Annotated in this window: 23 protein-coding genes and 2 pseudogenes; 12 read left to right on the plus strand and 13 right to left on the minus strand. The window is 72.1% G+C overall.

The annotated features are described in order from the left end of the window. Positions 1-20 precede the first annotated feature (20 nt). Both OO68_RS18150 and OO68_RS18155 read left to right on the plus strand, forming a co-directional pair. Entirely contained in the window at positions 21-662 is a 642-nt protein-coding gene (locus tag OO68_RS18150; protein ID WP_033309427.1) for an ATP-dependent Clp protease proteolytic subunit, read from the plus strand. Beyond that, on the plus strand, positions 662-1,264 hold the full coding sequence (locus OO68_RS18155; protein ID WP_033309428.1) for a ClpP family protease: 603 nt from the start codon (positions 662-664) through the stop codon (positions 1,262-1,264). The genes OO68_RS18150 and OO68_RS18155 overlap by 1 nt, the downstream gene beginning before the upstream one ends. A gap of 20 nt (positions 1,265-1,284) precedes the next feature. Here the strand turns inward: OO68_RS18155 and OO68_RS18160 are convergent, their stop codons facing one another. Then, on the minus strand, positions 1,285-1,698 hold the full coding sequence (locus OO68_RS18160; RefSeq protein ID WP_033309429.1) for a helix-turn-helix domain-containing protein: 414 nt from the start codon (positions 1,696-1,698) through the stop codon (positions 1,285-1,287). 202 nt (positions 1,699-1,900) lie between these two features. Here OO68_RS18160 and OO68_RS18165 point away from each other — a divergent pair, with 202 nt between their 5' ends. After that, the gene (locus OO68_RS18165; RefSeq protein ID WP_033309430.1) at positions 1,901-2,788 is read left to right on the plus strand and encodes an RNA polymerase sigma factor SigF; all 888 of its coding nucleotides are present in this window, start codon (positions 1,901-1,903) and stop codon (positions 2,786-2,788) included. A 130-nt stretch (positions 2,789-2,918) separates the two neighbouring features. On the opposite strand, the gene OO68_RS18170 is transcribed toward OO68_RS18165, so the two are convergent. Together OO68_RS18170 and OO68_RS46295 are read right to left on the minus strand one after the other, a co-directional pair. Further along, positions 2,919-3,383, minus strand: a complete 465-nt coding sequence (locus OO68_RS18170; RefSeq protein ID WP_033309431.1) for an ATP-binding protein — start codon at positions 3,381-3,383, stop codon at positions 2,919-2,921. Positions 3,384-3,524: 141 nt separating this feature from the next. Beyond that, positions 3,525-3,671: a hypothetical protein gene (locus tag OO68_RS46295; RefSeq protein WP_157852735.1), complete on the minus strand. Its 147-nt coding sequence runs from the start codon at positions 3,669-3,671 to the stop codon at positions 3,525-3,527. Positions 3,672-3,707: 36 nt separating this feature from the next. On the opposite strand from OO68_RS46295, the gene OO68_RS18175 reads away from it, so the two are divergent. Next, complete coding sequence (locus OO68_RS18175; RefSeq protein WP_033309432.1) at positions 3,708-4,292, plus strand: PRC-barrel domain-containing protein; 585 nt, start codon at positions 3,708-3,710, stop codon at positions 4,290-4,292. Continuing rightward, the gene (locus OO68_RS18180; RefSeq protein ID WP_033309433.1) at positions 4,289-4,705 is read left to right on the plus strand and encodes a PRC-barrel domain-containing protein; all 417 of its coding nucleotides are present in this window, start codon (positions 4,289-4,291) and stop codon (positions 4,703-4,705) included. Before OO68_RS18175 ends, OO68_RS18180 begins: the two co-directional genes overlap by 4 nt. A 27-nt stretch (positions 4,706-4,732) precedes the next feature. Here OO68_RS18180 and OO68_RS18185 read toward each other — a convergent pair whose 3' ends face one another. Further along, positions 4,733-5,884: a DUF6777 domain-containing protein gene (locus tag OO68_RS18185; protein WP_051814707.1), complete on the minus strand. Its 1,152-nt coding sequence runs from the start codon at positions 5,882-5,884 to the stop codon at positions 4,733-4,735. A 175-nt stretch (positions 5,885-6,059) separates the two neighbouring features. Between OO68_RS18185 and OO68_RS18190 the strand changes: the two genes are divergently transcribed. Next, the gene (locus tag OO68_RS18190) at positions 6,060-7,358 is read left to right on the plus strand and encodes a streptophobe family protein (RefSeq protein ID WP_033309434.1); all 1,299 of its coding nucleotides are present in this window, start codon (positions 6,060-6,062) and stop codon (positions 7,356-7,358) included. Positions 7,359-7,366: 8 nt separating this feature from the next. Here the strand turns inward: OO68_RS18190 and OO68_RS18195 are convergent, their stop codons facing one another. From OO68_RS18195 to OO68_RS18215, 4 genes and pseudogenes are all read right to left on the minus strand, one after another. Then, on the minus strand, positions 7,367-8,365 hold the full coding sequence (locus OO68_RS18195) for a serine/threonine-protein kinase (protein ID WP_033309435.1): 999 nt from the start codon (positions 8,363-8,365) through the stop codon (positions 7,367-7,369). A gap of 785 nt (positions 8,366-9,150) precedes the next feature. After that, positions 9,151-9,702, minus strand: a pseudogene (locus OO68_RS18205) (hypothetical protein); the annotation flags it as partial. Between the two features lie 9 nt (positions 9,703-9,711). Then, a complete protein-coding gene (locus OO68_RS18210) occupies positions 9,712-12,051 on the minus strand; it encodes an FHA domain-containing protein (protein WP_033309436.1) in 2,340 nt (779 codons plus the stop codon). 58 nt (positions 12,052-12,109) lie between these two features. Continuing rightward, entirely contained in the window at positions 12,110-12,520 is a 411-nt protein-coding gene (locus tag OO68_RS18215; protein WP_033309437.1) for a hypothetical protein, read from the minus strand. 341 nt (positions 12,521-12,861) lie between these two features. Here OO68_RS18215 and OO68_RS18220 point away from each other — a divergent pair, with 341 nt between their 5' ends. Beyond that, a complete protein-coding gene (locus OO68_RS18220; RefSeq protein WP_033309438.1) occupies positions 12,862-13,149 on the plus strand; it encodes a DUF1905 domain-containing protein in 288 nt (95 codons plus the stop codon). 43 nt (positions 13,150-13,192) lie between these two features. On the opposite strand, the gene mgrA is transcribed toward OO68_RS18220, so the two are convergent. Further along, positions 13,193-14,185, minus strand: a complete 993-nt coding sequence (gene mgrA, locus OO68_RS18225; RefSeq protein ID WP_033309439.1) for an L-glyceraldehyde 3-phosphate reductase — start codon at positions 14,183-14,185, stop codon at positions 13,193-13,195. 118 nt (positions 14,186-14,303) lie between these two features. Here mgrA and OO68_RS18230 point away from each other — a divergent pair, with 118 nt between their 5' ends. The 3 genes and pseudogenes from OO68_RS18230 (at position 14,304) to OO68_RS18240 (ending at position 17,326) form a co-directional block, all read left to right on the plus strand. Next, positions 14,304-15,221: a LysR family transcriptional regulator gene (locus tag OO68_RS18230; RefSeq protein WP_033309440.1), complete on the plus strand. Its 918-nt coding sequence runs from the start codon at positions 14,304-14,306 to the stop codon at positions 15,219-15,221. 65 nt (positions 15,222-15,286) lie between these two features. Next, positions 15,287-16,783: pseudogene (locus OO68_RS48730) on the plus strand (carotenoid oxygenase family protein). A gap of 27 nt (positions 16,784-16,810) precedes the next feature. Next, positions 16,811-17,326 carry a mycothiol transferase gene (locus OO68_RS18240; protein ID WP_033309441.1) on the plus strand — a complete coding sequence of 172 codons (516 nt, stop codon included), beginning with the start codon at positions 16,811-16,813 and terminating at the stop codon, positions 17,324-17,326. Here OO68_RS18240 and OO68_RS18245 read toward each other — a convergent pair. Both OO68_RS18245 and OO68_RS18250 read right to left on the minus strand, forming a co-directional pair. Next, positions 17,308-18,387, minus strand: coding sequence for an adenosine deaminase (locus OO68_RS18245; RefSeq protein ID WP_033309442.1), 1,080 nt, complete (start codon positions 18,385-18,387; stop codon positions 17,308-17,310). The two genes, OO68_RS18240 and OO68_RS18245, sit on opposite strands and share 19 nt — an antisense overlap. 44 nt (positions 18,388-18,431) lie before the next feature. Next, positions 18,432-18,824 carry a VOC family protein gene (locus OO68_RS18250; protein ID WP_033309443.1) on the minus strand — a complete coding sequence of 131 codons (393 nt, stop codon included), beginning with the start codon at positions 18,822-18,824 and terminating at the stop codon, positions 18,432-18,434. 139 nt (positions 18,825-18,963) lie between these two features. On the opposite strand from OO68_RS18250, the gene OO68_RS18255 reads away from it, so the two are divergent. Further along, a complete protein-coding gene (locus OO68_RS18255) occupies positions 18,964-19,356 on the plus strand; it encodes a tautomerase family protein (protein WP_033309444.1) in 393 nt (130 codons plus the stop codon). A 61-nt stretch (positions 19,357-19,417) separates the two neighbouring features. Next, complete coding sequence (locus OO68_RS18260; RefSeq protein ID WP_033309445.1) at positions 19,418-19,876, plus strand: pyridoxamine 5'-phosphate oxidase family protein; 459 nt, start codon at positions 19,418-19,420, stop codon at positions 19,874-19,876. 7 nt (positions 19,877-19,883) lie between these two features. Here the strand turns inward: OO68_RS18260 and OO68_RS18265 are convergent, their stop codons facing one another. Both OO68_RS18265 and OO68_RS18270 read right to left on the minus strand, forming a co-directional pair. Continuing rightward, positions 19,884-20,792: an oxidoreductase gene (locus OO68_RS18265; protein ID WP_033309446.1), complete on the minus strand. Its 909-nt coding sequence runs from the start codon at positions 20,790-20,792 to the stop codon at positions 19,884-19,886. 42 nt (positions 20,793-20,834) lie between these two features. Beyond that, the gene (locus OO68_RS18270) at positions 20,835-22,202 is read right to left on the minus strand and encodes a PI-PLC domain-containing protein (protein WP_033309447.1); all 1,368 of its coding nucleotides are present in this window, start codon (positions 22,200-22,202) and stop codon (positions 20,835-20,837) included. Between the last annotated feature and the right edge of the window lie 12 nt (positions 22,203-22,214).

Below are 22,214 nucleotides of genomic sequence, written 5' to 3' on the forward strand. Positions count from 1 at the left end.
CGCCACGACGAGGAGAACCGATGACTCCACTCACGACGCTCACCCCGCGGGCGGAGGAGGGCGACACCCCTCCGACCCCCTTCGACGACCACCTGGCCGCCCAGCTGCTCGCGCAGCGCATCGTGCTGCTGGGCACCCAGGTCGACGAGGTCTCCGCGAACCGGGTCTGCTCCCAGTTGCTCATCCTGTCCGCGGAGGACGCCCACACCGACATCAGCCTCTACATCAACAGCCCGGGCGGGGGGGTGCACGCGGGTCTCGCCATCTACGACACGATGCGGCTCATCCCGAACGACGTCTCCACGCTGGCCATAGGGTTCGCGGCCAGCATGGGCCAGTTCCTGCTGAGCGTCGGCGCGCCGGGCAAGCGCTACGCCCTGCCGAACGCGCGGATCATGATGCACCAGCCGTCGGCGGGCATCGGCGGCACCACCGCCGACATCGAGATCCAGGCGGAGAACCTGGAGTTCACCAAACGGACCATCGAGCGGATCACCGCCGAGCACACCGGACAGAGTGAGGAGACCATCTCCCGGGACAGCGACCGGGACCGCTGGTTCACGGCCGAGGAGGCCCGCGAGTACGGCATGGTGGACCGGGTCGTGGAGTCCCTCGCGGACGTCCGCCCGGCGGCCACCCGGCGCAGGATGGGGCTGCAGTGATGGGTACGTACACGATTCCGAACGTCGTCGAGCGCACCCCGCAGGGCGAGCGGTCCTACGACGTCTTCAGCCGGCTGCTGTCCGAGCGGATCATCTTCCTCGGCACCGAGATCGACGACGGCGTCGCCAACGTCGTCATCGCCCAGCTCCTCCACCTGGAGTCGTCGTCCCCGGAGAGCGAGATCGCGATCTACATCAACTCCCCTGGCGGCTCGTTCACTTCGCTGATGGCCATCTACGACACCATGACGTTCGTGCAGGCGCCGGTCTCCACGTTCTGCGTCGGGCAGGCGGCCTCCACGGCGGCCGTGCTGCTGGCCGGCGGGGATCCGGGGCGGCGGTTCGTGCTGGAGCACTCCCGGGTGCTGCTCGGCCAGCCGGCCGCCGGCGGACAGCGCGGCACGGTGTCCGACCTGGCGCTCCAGGCCAAGGAGATGGTGCGGATCCGCTCCCAGGTGGAGGAGGTGCTGGCGCGGCACACCCACCACGACGTGGCGGCCCTGCGGGCCGACATGGACCGCGACAAGGTGTTCACCGCGCAGGAGGCGGTGGGCTACGGGCTGGCCGACGAGGTGCTCAGCCGGCGCCTCGTGACGGTCTGAGGCGCCGGCCGTGACACAGTTCAGGCGGCCAGGCACATTCCGTTGTGCGAGGAGGTGGACACCCCACGGCGGCTGCCGCCCGCGTAGCGCGAGGTGACGCGGGTCAGTTCGCCCTGGGCCCTCGCCAGCAGGTCGCCGAGGTTCAGCCCGAGGGCGCGGGCGGCGGCCGCGAGGACCTCCGAGGAGGCCTCCTTGCGGCCGCGCTCCACCTCCGAGAGGTAAGGCATGGAGATCCGCGCCGCGTCGGCGACGTCCTTCAGGGTGCGCTCCTGTGCCAGGCGTTCACGGCGCAGCACGTCTCCCACCAGGTCCCGCCACAGCGGCTCCTTGCCGGCGGGGGCCGGCGGCGCCTGGCGCGGCGGTGCTCCGGCGGGGCGGGCGCCGTGCGGGCGCAGAGGGATGACTCGGGCTTCGTTCGGCAGGTGGTTGCTCACCGCTCCAGCCTAGGAATCCCGGCCGCCGGGGGAAGGGACCGGCGTTCCGCCCTGAGTGGAATCACGCGTCCACACCGCCGGAGGGGTACATTCCGCCCGATTTCGCCCGTGGGAAAATAGCGGGGCATGGTGCGCGTCGACCCGGGTACCCGCAACTCGGGAGTACCTATGCAGATGTCCGCCGTGACTCGTGGGAGAGGTAATGGAGACCGCCGTGATCCGGTCGAAGGCACAGGTCGTCGGAGAGAACACCGAGGCCAGCGCGGGTGACGGAGCACTGCCGGGCGTCGTGGACCCGCGGTCCGTGGCCCCGCGGGACGCCAGGGAGCTGTCCCGCCAGTTCTTCCAGCGCCTGACGGAACTCGAAGAGGGCACGCACGAGTACCAGTACGCGCGTAACACCCTGATCGAGATGAACATGTCGCTCGTGCGCTTCGCGGCCGGCCGGTTCCGGGGCCGCGGCGACGACATGGAGGACATCGTCCAGACCGGCATGATCGGCCTGATCAAGGCCATCGACCGGTTCGAGCTCTCACGCGAGGTCGAGTTCACGTCCTTCGCGCTGCCGTACATCGTCGGCGAGATCAAGCGCTTCTTCCGCGACACGACGTGGGCAGTGCACGTGCCGCGGCGGCTCCAGGAGCTGCGCGTGGAGCTGGCCAAGGCCCGTGAGGAGCTCGCCAGCCGGCTGGACCGCGAGCCGACGGTCGCCGAGCTGGCCACCCTGATGAACATCTCCGAGCGCCAGGTCGTCGAGGGGCAGATCGCGGCGAACGGGTACAACTCGTCGTCGCTGGACGCCGCCCTCACCGGCGACGGCCCGGAGAGCGGCGAGGCGGTCCTGGCCGACTTCATCGGCGTGGAGGAGGACGGGCTGCGGCTCGTCGAGGACTTCCACTCGCTCGCCCCGCTCATGGCGGAGCTGAGCGAGCGCGACCGGCAGATCATCCACATGCGGTTCGTGGAGGAGGCAACGCAGGCGGAGATCGGTGAGCGGCTCGGCTGCTCGCAGATGCACGTCTCCCGTCTGATCAAGCGGATCATCACGCGGCTGCGCGAGGGCATGCTGGGCGAGCTGGGCTGCGCCTGACACCGCCGTACGACCAGCGGGTGCCGTCCCCCATGCGGGAGTGGGGCGGCACCCGCGACTGCGTTCCGATGCGTTCGTTCTGGTTCGTTCGTTCTGATTCCTTCCGGGTGACGCATCTCACCCGGAAGGTTCACCCCTGGCTTGCCTCGGCGAGCGGCAGCACCGCGCGCACCCGCTTGCCCACCGGCACTCGCTCCACGCTGACCTGCTCCGCGAGCGCGTGGACGATCTCCAGGCCGTGCCGGCCGATGCGCTCGGGGTTGCGCGGGAAGATGCGGGGCAGCGCGGAGCTGCTGTCGTAGACCGACACCGTCACGGCGCTGTCGGTCCCGACGAGCTCCAGGATGTACGGCCCATTGCTGTGCCGGTCGGCGTTGGTGACCAGCTCGCTCACCACCAGCAGTACGGCGCCGTCGACCCGCTCGTCGATCCGCGCGCACCACTCGGTCCTGAGCTGGTCGAGGAAGAGCGCGGCGAAGGACCGCGCCTCGGCGATGCATCCCTGCTCACCGGTGTAGTGTGCCGCCCGCCTCAGCGGTTCCACGGGCACGTCGAAACCAGTCGGTATCACTGCCTCGTCCAGGTGGTCGATCATTCTTTTCTCTCTGGGAAGCCGGACTGGCCGGACGCTCTGCACCAGTGCTCGTACCCCGAGCCGGGCTTCACAGTCCTGACAGATTCTCCCCCATTCGATGACCCGGGCATTGTCCCCCCTTCGCGGGGCACCCGGAAGGAATCAGGACCGGCCGAGGGCGGCCGGGCCGGATCGCCGGAGGTGCGCGGTGGCCTGGTGGACATGGCTGGTCGTGGTGATCGCGGCGCTCGCCGCCGTCGCGGTGGTGACACTCGCCGTGCAGGCGGGCCGCCGGTCGGGGACCGTCATCGCGGTGAGGCGCCGGCCCGGCGGAAAGAGCCTGCGATGAACGAGCTGCTGGCTGCGCGGAGCCTGACGACCCTGCCGGTGGTCACCCTCGGAGGGGAGGCCGTCGCCCAGGTCAAGGACACCGTCTTCGACGCCGCCGCCGGCCGGATCACCGGCTTCACCCTCAGCGGCCGGGGCCTGCTGTCGGGCCCGCTGAAGCAGAGTCTGCCCTGGTCGGCGGTGCACGCGCTGGGTCCGCACGCGGTCATGATCCGCGATGCCCTCGCGCTGCAGGACACGTCCGTGGTGGTGGCCCGCCGTGAGGCCCAGCAGGGCCGGGTGCTGCACGCGAAGGTGCTGACCGACGAGGGTGCCGAGGTCGGCACCGTGCTCGACGTGATCGTCGAGGGCGGGGCCAGCGGCCGGGTCGTGGGGTTCCGGATCGCCGCGGGCAAGGCGCTGGTGCAGGGTTCCAGGCGCCGCCGGCACCGGGTGTACGTACCGCGCGGCGAGACACTCGCCGTCTCCGGACGGGCGCTGGTCATCCCGGCGGACGCCATCCGCTACGTCGCCGACGACCTGCCGGCCTTCGCCTCCCGGGTCGGGGCCTTCCGGGCCGGGCGGGAGGGGACGGCGTCATGATGCTGTTCTCCGAGGCGCGGGGCTTGCCGGTGCTGACGCTGGCCGAGGCGGAGGAAGTGGGCGCCCTGAGGTCGCTGACGGTCGACGCCGTGTCCGGCGTGGTCACCCACGTCCGGGTGCGCGGCCGGCACTCCCGCAAGGAGACCGTGCTGGCCTGGGGCGCGCTGCACGCCGTCGGCCCGGACGCGGTGCTGGTCCGCACCACCGCCGAACCGGCCGAGGTGCCGCCGCATCACGAGCTGCCGGGGCTGCGGATCCTCACCGAGACGGGCGACACGCTCGGCACCGTCCAGGACGTCGCGTTCGAACCGGAGACGGGCCGGGTCGAGGCGGTCGTCACCGCCCACGGCGACCTGCCGGCCGATCAGCTGCTCGGACTCGGGAACTACGCCCTGGTGGTCCGCGCCGCCTGAACCGGCCGGGTCGGCAAGGGCGCCCGGTCAGGAGGCCGGGGCCTCTTCCGTCGTGCCGCCGCCGGTGTCGCTTCCGGTGTCGGTGGTGCCGTCGGGCGGGGGCTGCTGGGTGTCGGACGGCGGCTCGTCCGTCGTCGGCCCCGTCGTGTCCGTGTCCGAGGTCGGCGGTTCACTGGTGGGCGGCTGCGACGACGTCGTGTCGGGCGGCGCCGTGGGCGTGGTGACGCTCGCCGACGGGGAGGGCTTGCCGGGCTTCTCGGTCTTGTGGTCCTTCTTGCCCGTGTCGCCCGGCCGGCGCTCGAACCACTCGCCGTCCGGTTCGCACATCACGAAGGCGTCGACCGGCTCCGGGGCGGGTGTCACCATGACGACGTTCGACGACTTGTAGCCCGGCCATGCCTCGCCGGTCGTCCTGGGGGCGCTTCGCTGGGCCACCGGCGGGGACAGCGGGTTGCCGCACGCGCAACGCACCCGCGGTACGCCGCGGTCGTCGACGAGGACGGCGGTACGGGCCTGGAGGACGGCCTGGTAGCTGGTGGGGGCGCCGTCCTTGTAGCCGTGGTTGGTGACGCGGGTGTCCATGCGCAGCTGGACAGGGGTGAGCGAGCGGAGGTAGGCGGGGACCTCGGACGGCTCGATCCGGGCGGCCGAGGCGAACGCGCGCTGCTTGTCCGGATCTTCCCCGAGATACGTGATCTGCTTCTCCACGTCGCAGCTGGCGACGTTGCGGGTGCCGCCGTACAGGCCGGGCGCGTCGCCGTTCACCCCCCGGACGGCGTTCTGCGGTGCCGACTCGGTTGCCCCAGAGGGCGAGACCGGCGAGGCGGAGCTCTTCTCCTCTGCCGTCGACTCGGTGAACGCGTCGGGCCCCGTGTCCGCGGCGGGCTGGAGGAAGACCTCACCACTGGACGTGCTGGTGCCGCCGTCGGACGCGCCGGTGCCGCCGTTGTCGGGCCGCGAGAGCACCACGGCCAGGATGACGGCGGCCACCACCGCGGTGGCGATGATCGCGACACGGGGCACGGACCCCCACCACGGCCGGCGGGGCTCCGGCTCCCTGCCGCCTCCGGTGGGCGGCTCCGAGGGCGGGCCGCCGCCCGGCGGCGGTTGGGAGGGGCCGGACAACGGGCCCGAGGGAGGTCCTGTGGGGCGGCCGGACGACGGCGGATCGACGCTCACGAGTTCTTCTCCCCGCGCTCGTTCTCTGCGGCTGTCCCCAGGGCCATGGGTCCCGGTATATGCCGCTTGTTCCACTACATGTTCATTGTGTGCTCTGGCCCCTTACACCCCGCAAGCCGACGCGGACGGACCTCTCCGGCGGGCGGGCGGCGCGGGGGCTGCTTAGCGTGGCAGCGTGAGTTCGCGCACCCCCTCCGGCCAGGCACGCACCTCCGGCGAGCGGGCCGTCGCCCGCCACGGCTGGGTCCATGCCCTCGTCACGGTGCTCGGCGCCTTGCTCGCCATGGCGGTGGTGACCGGCCTGGGTCTGTGGGCGGCCGGGGCCGCGGATCTTCCGGACGGCTCCTTCGCTCCCGTCGTCGCGGCCACGATGGTCACGGCCGTCGGCGGCACGGTGAGGCTCGCCGGAAGCGCGGGCGACCTCGCCGACACCCAGGCGGATCTGACGGTGATTCCGTTGTCCGTCACGCTGACGGGTGCCCTGGTGGTCGCCTGGGGCTTTCTGCGGCCGCTGCGGCACCGCGCGGTCGCGGGAGCGAGAGAACTGGCCGGCTGGGCCGGCCGGGTGGCGGCCCTGTGGCTGCTCGCGTTGATCGGCCTGACGCTCGCCGCCCGCCACACCTTCGACATCTCCCTCGGTGACGACACGCTGGGTGAACTCGGCGACCTGTTCGGCGCGTCGCCGAAGGTCGGCTTCACCGCGGACGTTCCGCTGTCCGTGTTCGTCGGCGTGGTGTGGCTGGCCGGTGTGCTGGTGCTGGCGCTGCTGGTGTCGCGCGGGGCCCCGTTGCCCGCGGGGCTGTTGCGCTTCCAGGCGTCCGTGCGGCCGGCCGCGTACGCGATGGTCGCGCTGCTGCTGGCCTGTGTCGCCATCGGCGTGGTCATCGCCCTGGTCGTCGCGGCGACCAAGGGGAACGCGCGGGAGACGTTCGCCGTGATCCTGCTCGGCATCCCCAACCTGGTGTGGCCGGCGCTGACGATCGGACTTGGCGCCACCTGGAACGGCCGGGTGGAGGGTCCGTTCGGGCTGCCCATGCCGCAGGTGCTCGACGAGGTGCTGCGCACCCCGGACGTCTCCGAACTGAACCTGCGCACCCTGGCCGAGCACGACGGCCGCGTGTGGTGGCTGCTGGTCGCCGACATCGTGCTGCTGCTGGCAGCCGCGTTCGTGATGGCGGCCCGGTCACCGGCCCGGGTGCGGGCCTGGCAGCACGCGGTGCACATGGCGGTCGCCCTGGTGCTCACGGTGTTCATGATCTGCCTCGTGGGGCGCATCTCCGCGCACTACGGCCTGTCCGTGCTCGGCATCGGGGACCTGGGCGGCGGTCTCGGGGGCGAGCTGTTCCTGAGACCCAGGCTATGGGGCGCCGTCGGCCTGGCCGTCCCGTGGGGGCTGGTGACCGGGTTCGCCGGGGCGCTGCTGGCCCGGCGCGTACGGCGGCGCGGCGAGGTGCGTTCCGACAGCGCGGCCTGACGCCCGTTCTACGTCCGCTCCACGAAGACCGGTTGGGCCCAGCGCGGGGGTGGCTTGGGCCGCTCCTCCCCCACGCCCGGCAGCTGCCGGTCCACGCGCGTGGGCTGCCTCGTGGCACCGCCCTTCCCGCCGCCGGTCGTCGCGGCGCGCAGCGCGGCGACGAAGGCGAGGCAGGACGGGAACCGGTCGTCGGGGCTCTTGGCGAGGGCCTGGGCGAAGACGGGGTCCACCCGGGGGTCGAGATCGGGCCGGTCCTCGGTCAGCGGCGGCGGTTCGTCGTACTGGTGGGCCCACAGCAGGGCCATGTCGTCGTCGCGGAGGAAGGGCGGATGGCCGGCCAGGGTCTCGAAGACGACGCAGGCGAACCCGTACACGTCACAACGGGCGTCGACCGGCTTGCCGGAGATCTGCTCGGGAGAGACGTAGTCGAGCGTGCCGACGAACTGGCCGACGGTGGTGAAGCCGGTCAGTGACAGCGACTTCTTCGTCAGGCCGAAGTCGGTGAGGTAGACGTGCTCGGGGTGGTCGCTGTCGGTGCCGCGGGAGACCAGGATGTTGCCGGGCTTGACGTCCCGGTGGACCAGTCCGTGGTCGTGGGCCGCGTCGAGCGCGGAGGCGACCTGGGCGGCGACGCGCACGGCGGTGACGGGCGGCATCGGGCCCTCGCGGTCGAGGACGTGCCGCAGGTCGCTGCCGGCGACGTACCGCATCGCGATGTACAGCACGCCGTCCGTCTCACCGGCCTCGAACACCGGCACGATGTGCGGGTGGTCGATCGCCGCGGCGGCCCGGGACTCGTGGGTGAACCGGCGGCGGAAGGTGTCGTTGCGGGCGAGTTCGGGGGCGAGCAGCTTCAGGGCGACGGTGCGTTCCAGGCGCAGGTCGCGGGCCCGGTAGACGACGGCCATGCCGCCGCGCCCGATCTCCTGCTCGATCCGGTACCCGGCGATCTGCTGCCCGATCAGCTCGGAGGGCCGCCCCGAGAACAGGCTGGTCTCGCGGTTCACCGCCCGTCACCCTCGGGCGGGACGACCCGCGTGGGCGCCGCCCTGGCAGGCCGGTCCACCTCACCCTCCCCGTTCCCGTCCTGCTCCTCACGGGACACGACGCGGGTGGGTTCGGGGGCCTCGTCCGCCACGACCCTCGTGGGCCCGGGCGCGTCGGGGGACACCACTCGTGTGGGTGGAGGAGCCTCGGGAGACGCTCCCCGCGCGGGCTCGGAGGCCGCGGAAGACACCACGCGGGTGGGCTCGGGCGCCTCGGAAGACACCACCCGGGTGGGCTTGGGAGCCTCCGGTGGCACCACCCTGGTGGGCTCGGGCGCCACGGCGGACTCCGAAACCCCAGGCGATGCCACCCGCGTCGACTCAGGCGCCTCCGATGACACGACTTCCGCGGGCTTCGGAGCCTCAGGCGACACCACCCGGGTCGGCCCGGGCGCCTCGGCGGGCACCACCCCGGTGGGCTTGGGAGCCTCCGAAGGCACCACCCTGGTGGGCTCGGGCGCCACGGCGGACTCCGAAACCCCAGGCGATGCCACCCGCGTCGGTTCAGGCGCCTCCGCCGGCACCACCTTGGTCGGCTCAGGGCTCTCCGGAGGCGGCGTGCTCCGGGCGGGCTCCCGGGCCCCCGTTGCAACCACGCGGGTCGGCTCAGGTGCCACGGCAGGCTCAGCCCTGTTCGGCGCAGGCCACTCCGCAGGCGTGAAGCCCTCCGGATCAGGTGTCTCAGGCCGCGCAGCCCCCCGCGGCTCGGGCGGACGCGTGTCGGGCCGGCGGGTGGCCCCGACCGGGCCCTCGGGCGGCACCGCCCGCGTGGGGGGACGCGCGGGCGCCCCGGCCGGGCGGGACGCCGGTCCGGCCGCGGGCGTCTCGTCCGTCGCGTACGTGGTCATCCGGGCGCCGTCGGCGTACACCCAGTGCCCGTGGGCGGAGTCGTAGAGCCACACGGACTCGCCGTCGACGACGACGCCGACCCGCATGCCATGGGTACGGGCGCGGAACGACTCCCGGTCGAGGCCGCCCGCGAGGTCCTCCACCGCGGAGCGGTAGCGCGCCAGGGCTTCCTGCGCCCGGCCCAGCAGCGGGCGCGGATCGGCGGTACGGGTGAGCGGCCCGTCCGCCGCGGGCGGATCCTGCGGTACAGCCACCAGGCGGCGTCCGTCCACCCAGGCCGACCAGCCGTTGAAGCACAGCACGTGCCCCCAGTCCCCCTGCCGCTCCAGGAGCTGCACCGGCAGCAGCGGGTCCAGGTCCACCGTGGGCCGGGACGGGTCGGGGGCCTCCCAGGCGGGCATCCCGTGCTGCGGGACGACGTGCGTGGGCCGGAATCCGGGAGTCGTCACGGGCGCCCCCTACTTCCGCATCACGGCCGGTTCGTGCCGGCGCAGCAGCCGGGACACGAGGAAGCCGAAGAGCACCGACAGCACGACCAGCATCCCGACATCCAGCAGCCACGTGCCCGCGGAGTGCTCGAAGAGGGGGTCCTTCGTCAGGTCGTCGGGCACGATCCGGGCCAGCCCGACGGTCCCGGCCATCGCGGCCAGCGCCCAGCGCGCCGGCACCAGCCAGCCCAGCTGCTCCAGCCCGGGTGTGTCGGCCAACTTCAGCAGGGCCCCGCAGAAGACGACCTGCACGATGGCGATGAGCACCAGCAGCGGCATCGTCACCTCTTCCTTGCGCACCAGCGCGGAGACGAGCAGGCCGAGCATCATCGCGGTGAACGCCAGCAGGGCGACGGCGACCGTGATCTCCACCAGGGGCGGCATCAGCACGCCCTCGCCGCCGGGTGCGTTGAGGTCGACGCCGAGCAGGGCGACCAGGGTCAGCACCACCGCCTGGAGGACGGTGATGACGCCCAGGACGATGACCTTGGACATCAAGTACGCCGATCTGGACAGGCCAACCGCCCGTTCCCGCTGGTAGATCACGCGTTCCTTGACGAGTTCGCGCACGGCGTTGGCGGCCCCGGTCAGCACCGCGCCGACGCACAGGATGAGCAGCGCGTTCATCGCCGTGTCGAGGGTCAGCTTGCCTCCCGCCAGGGCACGCGCCATCGCTCCCATGACGAACGGCAGCGCGATCATGATGATCAGGAAGGTGCGGTCGGCGCTCAGCGCGGCCGCGTACCGGCGCACCAGCGTGCCCAGTTGGGCGCCGCGGCTGCGCGGCCGGGGCGGGGCGGTGATGACGACGGGCTCGGACCGCGGCTGCCGGGGCTGTGCGGAGGCGTCGGCCACGTACCGGCCGTGGAAAGGTGAGGTGAGGTACTCCCCCGCCCAGTCCCGGCCGGTGTCCCGGTCGAAGGCCTCGAAGGCCTCCGGCCACTCCTCGAAGCCGAAGAAGGACAGGGCGTCCTCGGGCGGCCCGTAGTAGGCGATCTTCCCGCCGGGTGCGAGGACGAGGAGCCGGTCGCACACGTCGAGGCTGAGCACGCTGTGGGTGACGACGATGACGGTGCGGCCGTCGTCGGCGAGGCCGCGCAGCATGTGCATCACCGAGCGGTCCATGCCGGGGTCGAGGCCGGAGGTCGGCTCGTCGAGGAACAGCAGCGACGGCTTCGTCAGCAGTTCCAGGGCCACGCTGACGCGCTTGCGCTGGCCGCCGGACAGGCTGTGCACGGGTTGGTCGGCGCGCTGCTCCAGGCCCAGTTCGCGGATGACCTCGTCGACCCGGGCGCGCCGCTCGGCCTTGGCGGTGTCCTGCGGGAAGCGCAGTTCGGCGGCGTAGGAGAGGGCTTTGCGGACGGTCAGCTGCGCGTGCAGGATGTCGTCCTGCGGGACCAGGCCGATGCGCTGGCGCAGCTCGGCGTAGTCGCGGTAGAGGTCGCGGCCGTCGTAGAGGACGGTGCCGTGGTCGGCGGGCCGCTGGCCGGTGAGGGCGTTGAGGAGCGTGGACTTGCCGGCGCCACTCGGGCCGACGACGGCGAGCAGGCACTTCTCCCCCACCGGGAACGACACGCGGTCCAGCAGCGTCCTGCGGCCGCGGTCGACGGAGACCGCGAGATCCTGCACGTCGAGGGAGACCTCTCCGGTGTCGACGTACTCCTGGAGCTGGTCGCCGACGAGGCAGAACGCCGAGTGGCCGATGCCGACGATGTCGCCCTGGCCGACAGGGGCGCTGGTGACGCGGCTGCCGTTGAGATAGGTGCCGTTGTGGCTGCCCAGGTCGGTGATCTCGTAGGTGCCGTCGGCCAGGGCGCGCAGTTCGGCGTGCCGGCGGGAGACGACGAGGTCGTCGATGACCAGGTCGTTGTCGGGGGCGCGGCCGATGCGGACGGTGCGGGTGGGCAGTGGACGTACGGTCGTGGGCCGGCGGTAGGTGCCCGTGTGGGACGGCATGGAGACGGCGGAGGGGCGTTCCGGGGCGCGTCGGGCGGGGACGGGGCGGCCCGTCAGGGTCATGCGCGGTCCGTCGGCCGGGTTGCCGAAGCGGATGACGGTGCCGGGCCCGACGTCCCGCTCGTGGATGCGCCGGCCGTCGGCGTAGGTGCCGTTGGTGCTGTCCTCGTCCTCGATGGTCCAGTGACCGTCCTCGGGCTTCAGCACCGCGTGGTGCCAGGAGACCCGGTCGTCGTCGATGACGATGTCGCACATCGGGTCGCGCCCCACGTGGTAGTCACGGCCCGGGATCATCACGGTGCTGCCCGTCTCCGTCTCCAGGACGAGCTCTGGTGCTACCGAGGGTTGCGCCATGGTCAAGATTCTACCGATTTGCCCTGTTACGCGCCTGGGCGAACGGGACTGCGGCAGGTCAGCCGACGGAGATGCCGACGAAGGGTGCCGTGCGCTGCATCCGCAGGGCGTCCACGGACTCGGCGAGCAGTTCGTATTCGGTGGTGTCGTCGCTGGTGGCGATCCGCACCAGCCGTCCGGCCGCCAACTCCCCGGCGACCCGCTCCTGCTGGGCCGGATCGGCGCACCAGGCGCGCAGCAGCCCGGGCACGTCGGGCACGGTGTGGGCGACCGGCACGAGCGCGCCCGGCGGTAAGTGCTCCGCGTCGGGCTGGGGGTCGAGGCGCTGGGCGATCCAGGAGGCGCGGTCGCGCAGCCACCACAGGGCGAGGGCGAGGGTGGGCGCGCGGTACGTACCGAGGGGCACTCCGATCCGGCGGCCGTCGCAGACTCCGTACGCCGTGACGTGGCACAGAAACTCGTCGTGCACGTGATCCTCCCCCGTCGCCCCGCCCGTCTGCCTTGCCCGGCCTCACTTCTCCTGCGGCTCGCGTGCTGTGCGTGAGGGCGCCGTCGCTCGATGTGAAAAGCGCTCTCGCAGGTCAGTATGTTCACTGCTGAATCACTGTCACCACGACTTTCCGGCCACTCTCCTGGCATATTCACCCCCGGGGTTGGCCGAAATCCGGTAAGCCCGCGCGCCGGCCCATGTCTATGCAGGTGATCGGCGTTCACGGCGGGCGCCACGGCGTGAAACGGGCGAGCGCGATGAGTTTTCCGGAGGCCGGCGGTCTGACGGGAGGTAGAGGCCGCCGAGCACCGGAGGACATCATGGCCACCACGGGAGTCCTGGACGCGGAGTTCACCGCGGTCCTGCGCAAGAGCCCCGCCGAGGGCGGCTGGACCTATCTGGTCTGGCCCCGGTCCGTCGAGTTCTTCGGTACCCGCGGCCTGGTCAAGGTCCGCGGGACGATCGACGGGCATCCGTTCCGCAGCTCGTTCATGGCGCTGGGGGACGGCACCCACAAGCTGCCCGTGAAGGCCGACGTCCGCGAAGCCATCGGCAAGGAGGAGGGTGACACGGTGACCGTGCACCTGGAGGAACGGATCGGTTCCTAGCCGTCCGTGCCCGGGGGCGGACGCCCCCGGGCGGGCCGGCCTGCTACTGCTTGACGATGGCGTCGATCCGGGCCAGTTCGTCCGCGTCGAAGTCCAGGTTGCGGATGGCGCCCACGCTGTCCTCGATCTGCTGCGCGCTGCTCGCGCCCACGAGTGCGGAGGTGACCCGGCCGCCGCGCAGCACCCAGGCCAGTGCCATCTGGGCCAGGGTCTGGCCGCGGCCCTTCGCGATGTCGTTCAGGTCGCGCAGCCGGCCCACCAGGTCCTCGGTGAGCGCGTCGGAGTTCAGGAAGGGGCTGTCGCTCGCGGCCCGGGAACCCTCGGGGATGCCGTCGAGGTAGCGGGCGGAGAGCACGCCCTGCTCCAGCGGGGAGAAGACGATGGACCCGACCTGGAGCTCGTCGAGGGCGTCGAGCAGCCCCTCGTCCTCGGGGCGGCGGTCCAGCATCGAGTAGCGGGGCTGGTGGATGAGGAGCGGGGTGCCCAGCTCGCCCAGGATGCGGGCGGCCTCGCGCGTCTGCTCCGCGGAGTAGTTGGAGACACCGACGTACAGCGCCTTGCCCTGCTGCACCGCCGAGTGCAGGGCCCCCATCGTCTCCTCCAGCGGAGTGTCCGGGTCGGGGCGGTGCGAGTAGAAGACGTCGACGTAGTCCAGACCCATGCGCTTCAGGCTCTGGTCCAGCGAGGACAGCACGTACTTGCGCGAGCCCCACTCGCCGTACGGGCCGGGCCACATCAGGTAGCCGGCCTTGGTGGAGATCACCAGCTCGTCGCGGTACGGCGCGAAGTCCGCCTTCAGGAACTCGCCCAGCGCGGACTCGGCGGCGCCGGGCGGCGGGCCGTAGTTGTTGGCCAGGTCGAAGTGGGTGACGCCGAGGTCGAATGCGCGGCGCAGGATGGCGCGCTGTGTCTCGACGGACCGGTCCGGGCCGAAGTTGTGCCACAGGCCGAGCGACAGCGCGGGAAGCTTCAGGCCGCTGCGTCCGGTGCGCCGGTAGGGCATGTCCGCGTAGCGGTCGGGGTGTGCGGTGTACAACGCGACTCCAGAGGGGTTGGCACGGTCGGAGGGGAAGCCGGTGTCCACTCTGGCGTGACCTGCGCCCATGCGTCCAACAGAAGAATCCGATGGAATTCAGCGGCTACGCTTCTCAGTCATGGAACTGCGCCACTTGCAGCATTTCGTCGCGGTCGCCGAGGACCAGCACTTCACCCGGGCGGCGGAGCGCCTCCTGGTCTCCCAGTCGGGCCTGTCGGCGTCGATCCGTGCGCTGGAGCGGGAGCTGCAGACGCCGCTGTTCGTGCGGACCACCCGCCGGGTGACGCTCACCCCGGCCGGGCGGGCGCTGCTCGGCGAGGCGGAGCGGATCCTCGCCCAGGTCCGTTCGGCCCACGAGGCAGTGGCCGCGGTGCAGGGCGTGCTGCGCGGGATGCTGGCGCTCGGGTCCGAGCAGTGCATCGCCGGGGTGCACGTGGCGGGGCTGCTGGCGGCGTTCCGGCGGAGCCACCCGGACGTGGAGATCTGTCTGCGGCAGGCGGGGTCGGGGGCCCTCGCGGAGGAGGTCGCGGCCGGGCGCCTGGATCTGGCGTTCGCCGTGCACACCGCGCAGGAGGACACCGACCAGCTGCGGGCCGTGCCGCTGACCAGCGAGCCGATGACCGTGCTGTGCCATCCGAGCCACCGGCTCGCGGCGGCCGGGGCGGCGGTGACGCCGGAGGATCTGGGCGGGGAGGTCTTCGTCGACTTCCATCCGGACTGGGGGCCGCGGCGCACCACCGACGCGGCGTTCGCCGCCGCGGGCGTGCGCCGGAGCGTCGCCCTGGAGGTCAACGACGTGCACAGCCTCCTCGATCTCGTGGACGAGGATCTCGGCATCGCCGTCGTGCCGCGCCACTTCCGGCACAAGCGGGCCTCACTGACCGCCCTGCCGGTGAAGGGCGCCGAAGACGCCGTGTACGAGACGGTGGCCCTGCTGCCGCCCGAGCAGGCGACCAGTCCGGCGGCGCGGGCCCTGATGGCCCTGCTGGAAACAGGGGGTGTGGCACCACCCCAGGAGGGTGTCCACCCCTCCTGACCCGATCCGTCCCGCGCAGCAGACTCGTGACCGTCCCGGAGCAACTGCGGTCAGGAGTGGGCGAGATGACGGATCACACCCGGCGGAACGTGCTGCGCGGTGCTGCGGCGATCACGGCGGCCGGCACGCTCGCGGGCACCGGCACGGCGGTGCGGCCGGCCGTGGCGGCGCCCTCGGCACCGCGCCGCTTTCCCTTCCTGAAGGGCGCGTTCGAGCCGGTAACCGAGGAGCTGACGGCCTTCGACCTGCCGGTCACCGGCCGCGTCCCGCGCGCGCTGAACGGCCGCTACCTGCGCAACGGCCCCAATGTCCTGGGACTGGAGGACCCGCGCGCCCACCACTGGATGCTCGGCGAGGGCATGGTGCACGGGGTGCGGCTGCGCGAGGGCCGGGCGGAGTGGTACCGCAACCGCTGGGTGCGGTCCTCGCAGGTGGCGAAGAAGCTCGGTGAGCCTGTCCGGGTCCGGTGCCGCCGGACGACTTCCCGTGCAACACCCATGTGATCCCCCACCGCGGGCGGATCCTCGCCCTCCAGGAGAGCGGGCCGCTGCCGTACGAACTCGACGACGAGCTGAACACGGTCGGTCCGTACGACTTCCGGGGCACCCTGCAGGGCCCGCTCACCGCCCACACCAAGTTCGACGTGCACGCCGGAGAGCTGCACGCGATCGCCTACTACCCGACCTGGGACCACGTCCGGCACCTGGTGTTCGGCCCGACGGGCCGGCTCGTGCGGACCACGAGGATCGCGGTGGCGGACGCGCCGATGATCCACGACTTCGCGCTCACCGAGCACCACGTGGTGATCCTCGACATGCCGGTCACCTTCGACCCGGCGGGCGCCGGGCGCGGCGACCTCGTGCCGTACGTCTGGAACGACCGGCATCCGGCACGGGTCGGCGTGCTGCCCCGCAAGGGCGGCGCGGTCCGCTGGCTCGAGGTCGACCCGGTCTACTGCTCGCACACCCTCAACGCGTACGAGGAGGGGCAGCGCATCGTCGTCGACATGACCGACTTCGACGCGCCGTTCCTCGTCGCCGGCAACGGCTCGGGCGGCCCCTACGGAGCGGGCACGCCCCGGCTCGACCGCGGACGGTCGACCTGCGTCAGGGGCGGGTACGGACCAGGACCCTCGACGACCGCCCGCAGGAGTTCCCCCGGGTCAACGAGGCTCTGGTGTCCGCCGGCACCGGTACGGCTACTCGGCCGCGGCCGCGGAGATGTCGCTCGCCTATCAGGCGGTCGACGGAACGCCGCCCCCCGGCGGGGCCTTCGCCAACGCGCTCGTCAAGCACGACCTGCTGCGCGGCACGTCCGAGGTCCACCGGCTGCCCGGGGGCGCGGCGGCGAGCGAGGCCGTCTTCGCGCCGTCCGACCCGTGCGACGGCCAGGCCGCGGAGGACGACGGGTACGCGGTCGCCTACGTGCACAACCCCGACCGCGGGGCGTCCGACCTGGTGATCCTCGCGGCCCAGGACTTCACCGGGGAGCCGGTGGCCCGGGTCCACCTCCCGGGGCGGGTGCCGCTGGGCTTCCACGGGAGCTGGATTCCCGACGCGTGATCCCCGGCCATGCGCGATGGTGGACGTATGCATGCGAAGGACATCCTCATCGACGGCTTCAGCCGCATCCGCGAAGAAGTCCACGCCACCGTCGGGGGGCTCGGGCCGGACGAGCTGACCGCCCGCCCCTCCCCCGACACCAATTCGATCGCCTGGCTGGTCTGGCACCTCACCCGCGTCCAGGACGACCACATGGCCGACGCCTTCGGCCTGGAACAGGTGTGGCTGTCCCAGGACTGGGAGAAGCGCTTCGGTCTCGACCTGCCCCGCCGCGACACGGGCTACGGCCACAGTCCCGCCAAGGTCGCACGGGTGCGGGTCGACTCGGGCGAGCTGCTGACCGGCTACTACGACGCCGTGCACGACCAGAGCCTGGAAGCCCTGCGAGGTCTCGCCGCCAAGGACCTGGAGCGGGTCGTCGACGAGCGCTGGGACCCGCCGGTCACCCTGGGCGTCCGGCTGGTCAGCGTCCTGTCCGACGATCTCCAGCACGTCGGACAGGCCGCCTACCTGCGCGGGCTGCTTCAGAGCGCGGCGGCGTAACCGGGCAGCACCACGTCCCGGATGAGCGCGTTCCGCTCGTCGAAGGGGATGAACGCGCTCTTCAGGGCGTTCACGGTGACCGTGCGCAGATCCTCGACGGTCCAGCCCGCCTGCTCGACCAGCAGGGACATCTCGCGGGTCATCGTCGTGCCCGACACCAGCCGGTTGTCGGTGTTGAGGGTGACACGGAAGCCGAGGTCCTTGAGGGCGGTGATCGGGTGCTCGGCGATGGAGGTGGCGGCGCCCGTCTGGAGGTTGGACGTCGGGCACATCTCCAGGGCGATGCGCCGGTCGCGCACCCAGCCCGCGAGCCGGCCGAGCTTGCCGGTCGTGAGGTCCGGGATGTCGTCGGTGATCCGCACGCCGTGCCCGATGCGCTGGGCGCCGCAGACCTGGAGCGCCTGGTGGATGCTGGGCAGGCCGTGGGCCTCACCGGCGTGAATGGTGAAGGGCACGTTCTCGCGGCGCAGGTGCTCGAAGGCCGCGAGGTGGTCGGCGGGCGGGAAGCCGTCCTCGGCGCCGGCGATGTCGAAGCCGACGACACCGGCGTCGCGGAACGCCACGGCCAGGTCGGCGGCCTCGCGCACCCGGTCGAACATCCGCATGCCGCAGAGCAGGGTGCCGACCCGCACCGGCGTGCCCGCGGCGGCCGCCTTGGCCATGCCCGCCGCCAGACCCTCCTGGACGGTTTCGACGACCTCGGCCATGGTCAGCTCGCCGTTGGTGTTCAGCTCGGGGGCGTAGCGCACCTCGCCGTAGACGACACCGTCGGCGGCCAGGTCCAGCACGTACTCCTCGGCCGCGCGCAGCAGGCCCTCGCGGGTCTGCATCACGGCGAGGGTGTGCTCGAAGGTGGCTATGTAGCGGACCAGGTCGCCGGAGTTGGCGGCCTCGTAGTACCAGGCGGCGAGCTCGTCCGGGTCGGTGGTGGGCAGGGTGTGGCCGACCGCGTCGGCCAGCTCCACCACGGTGGCGGGGCGCAGGCCGCCGTCGAGGTGGTCGTGCAGCACGGCCTTGGGGAGGGGGCGGATCAGATCGGCGTCTACGCGCGTAGCAGTCATGGCGGGTCTTTCCTCGGGCGGGTGGTTCGAAGCGGCGGGACGGGTCAGCCGGCGGGCTGGAGCAGGTCCCAGCGGTTGCCGTACAGGTCCTGGAAGACGGCGACGGTCCCGTACGGCTCGTGCCGCGGCTCTTCCAGGAAGGTCACGCCCGCGGCGGCCATCCGGGCGTGGTCGCGGGCGAAGTCGTCGGTGTGCAGGAAGAACCCGACCCGTCCACCGGTCTGGTCCCCGACCCGGGCGGCCTGAACGTCCCCCTTGGCGCGGGCCAGCAGCAGTCCGGAGCCGGTCCCCGGGGTGCCGGGTTCGACGACGACCCAGCGCGATCCGTCGGGCCGGGGTGCGTCCTCGACGAGCCGGAATCCGAGGGCGTCCGTGTAGAAGCGGATCGCCTCGTCGTAGTCGTCGACGACGAGGGTGACCAGGGCGATACGTCTCATCGAGAGCCTCTCGGAGCGGGCGGTTGACCGGAGAGGTTATACGTAAAACTCAGGGGATGCCAACTACTTGCCGACTTCTGGATCCACAACTGTAACTACTAGTATGTACACTCGCGATCAACGACTCCCGGGAGGCTCCATGCCGTTCGTCCGCATCGACACGCTCCGGGCCGGTCCCGAACGCCTCGCCGCACTCGGCCGGGCGGTGCATGACGCCCTGACGGAGACCATCGGCATCCCGTCCGACGACCGGTTCCAGGTGCTGACGGACCATGACGGCACCAACGGCACCCTGCGTCACGACGACTACCTGGGCGTGCACCGCGACGACGGCATCGCCTACGTCGCGATCACCCTGCGGTCCGGCCGCACGCCCGCGCAGAAGCAGGCGCTCCACCGGAGGATCGCCGAGCTGGCCCACGCGTACGCGGGCACGGAGCCGCGGAACATGTTCGTCGTCCTGACGGAGAACGGGTCGGCGGACTGGTCGCTCGGAGAGGGCATGGCGCAGTACCTCGACCAGGGGTCCTAAGACCCGGCCTAGGGCTGCGGCCGGAGGCGCCCCGCACCCTCCGGCCGCTAGCGTCCCCTCCATGAAGATCACCGAGCCGCCCCGCACCCCCGAGCAGCGCAAGGCGGATCTGCTGGGGCGCCTGGAGCGCGAGATGGACATCTGGGTCGCGACGGCCGACGCCGAAGGTATGCCCTGTCTCGTGCCGCTGTGGTTCGTGTGGCACGACGAGGCCGTGTGGCTGTGCACCCGGCAGACCAACCCCACCGGCCGCAATCTGCGGGACGGCGGGCGGACCCGGCTGGCCCTCGGGGACACCCGGGACGTCGTGCTGGTCGACGGCGAGGTGCGCACGTACCCGATGCGGGACGTGCCGCCGGCGGCGGTCGAGGCGTTCCGCGCGAAGACCGGCTGGGATCCGCGCGAGGATCACGCGTCGTACGCGTTCTTCCGGGTGCGGCCGCGCGCGGTGCAGGCGTGGTGCGAGGTGCACGAGCTGCCGCGCAGGCATCTCATGCGGGAGGGTGTCTGGGCTGTTTAGGGGTGGGTCAACCCGCTTCCCGGCGCGGCCTGTTGAGCCGGGTCAGCTCCTCGTCGGTGAGACCGATCGCGCCCGCTGCGACGTTCTCGGCGAGGTGGTCGGGGTTGCCGGTGCCGGGGATGGCGAGGACGTGGGGGCCCTGGTGGAGGGTCCAGGCGATGCGGATCTGGGCGGGGCTCGCGCCATGGGCCCGGGCCACGGCTCGGACGTCCTCGTCGTGTGCGGTGGTGGCGCCCCGCTCGGCGGCCTCGCCCGCGACGGCGTAGAACGGCACGAAGGCGATGCCCTGTTCGCCGCAGAGGCGCAGCAGTTCGTCGCTGTCCGGGTCGGGGCGGTCGAGGGCGTACCGGTTCTGGACGCAGACGACGGGGGCGATGGCCCGGGCTTCTGCGAGATGGCTGGGCGTGACGTCGGAGATGCCGAGGTGCCGGATCAGGCCCGCCTCCCGCAGGTCGGCGAGTGCCCCGAAGTGCTCGGCTATCGAGTCGTAGCGCGGCATCCGGCGCAGGTTGACCACGTCCAGGTGGTCGCGGCCGAGCTGGCGCAGGTTCTCCTCCACCTGGCCGCGCAGGTCCTCGGGCCGCGCGGAGGTGCCCCACTCCCCGTCGTAGGCGCGGTACGGGCCCACCTTGGTGACGATGACCAGGTCGTCGGGGTAGGGCGCGAGCGCCCTGTTGATCAGTTCGTTGGCGGAGCGCAGCGAGGAGAAGTAGAAGGCGGCGGTGTCGATGTGGTTGACGCCGAGGTCGATCGCCTTGCGCAGGACGGCGATCGACCGGTCGCGGTCGCTCGGTGTGCCGTGGTGGAAGGCGGCGCTGCCCGTCAGCCGCATCGCGCCGAAGCCGAGGCGGTGGACGGGCAACTCGCCGAGTTTCCAGGTGCCCGCGGCGTCCGCTGTGATCGTCGGTGAGCTCATCGGCGGAGTCTCACACACGGCACGCGGGACGGCGAAGCCGGTTTACGGATACGTGTACGAGTTCAGGGTGGTGACGGCGGAGGCCGGGTTGCCGCGGTCGTAGTGGTCCACGGCGAGGAAGTTGGGCTTCTTGCGGGCGGCCGGCCGGCAGAACCGCTGGGCGCGGTCGGCGAGTTTGGTGTTGTCCGTGCCGGCCGTGCCGGTGAGCGGGACGTCTCGGAAGTGGTTCATGACGAACAGCGGGCGGAACCCGGGTTCGGTACGGGTCAGCGGGATGTTCGTGTCGGCGCCGTACCAGCGGCTGTAGCAGGACCAGTCGGAGGTGCCGAGCCCGGAGCCCATCGACCAGTAGTTCTCGACGGTCCATTCGCGCTGGTACATGACCCCGAAGCTGTCCCGTGTGAGGCCTGCGGCCTGGTCGGCCGAGCGGCTGTGGTCGGTGAAGATCAGCAGCCGGTCGCCCGCGGCGGCCAGGGCGGCCATTGTCGGCCAGCCGTTCTGCCGTACGCCGGTGAGGTCGGGCCGGTAGAGCACGTCCGACAGGCCGCTGACCCGGGCGAGTTCGGCGCGCAGGACGGCCGGGTCGACGTAGTCCTCCAGGAAGACGGTGAGGAACTGGTCGGGGTGGGCCTTGAGGAAGTCGACCATGCGCTGGAGGTCGACCCACAGGGCGACGGGCCTGCTGACGAGGGTGCAGCTGTTGTGGCAGAGGATCGCGCCGTCGGGGGTCTGGTGGATGTCCAGCATGAATCCGCGGACACCGTCGGCCAGTTGGCGTTCGATGCCGCGGGTCTGGTTGGGCACGAGGTTCACGAAGGGCGGGGCGAAGCCGCCGTCGACGCCGTTGGCGTAGGCGTTGTGGGTGGTGAGGAACGTGACCTGGTCCAGGGTGCGGCGGTCCTGGGGGGGCATGGGGCCGGTGGCGGGGTTCACGGGGGTGAGGTACCAGGCGGCGAGGTCGCCGGATCCTCCGACGGCGAGCCGGGCGGGGTAGGTGGCGCCGGGCGGCTTGGGTGCGACCGTGAGGTGGCGGGTGGCCCCCGGGGCTTTGAGCGTGTAGCGGTCGGCGCCGAGCGGGCCGACCTCCCACCCGGCGTCGGCGCTCGTGCAGGCGACGGTCGCGGCCAGGTCGCCGCTGCGGCCGAGACAGCTGCCGGGCGCGTCGGTGCTCTCCAGGACGTACGCGGTGCCGCTCGGCTTCAGCTGCCACTGCTGGCGGCCCTCGTTGCCGCGGGGTCTGTGCTGCTCGACCGCGCCACCGTTGTCGGCCGCGTTGAGCCCGGTCGTGGCGCTCTGGACGTAGTACGCGCCCGGAGCCGGAACAGCGGCGGCAGCGGGCTGGGGGGCCACGACCGCGGCGGCCAGAGCCGCGGCCGTGACGAGCAGGGCGTGGGGGGTGCGTAGGCGCATGAGGGATGCCCT

This window comes from Streptomyces iakyrus (genome assembly GCF_000717055.1).
GTDB lineage: Bacteria > Actinomycetota > Actinomycetes > Streptomycetales > Streptomycetaceae > Streptomyces > Streptomyces iakyrus.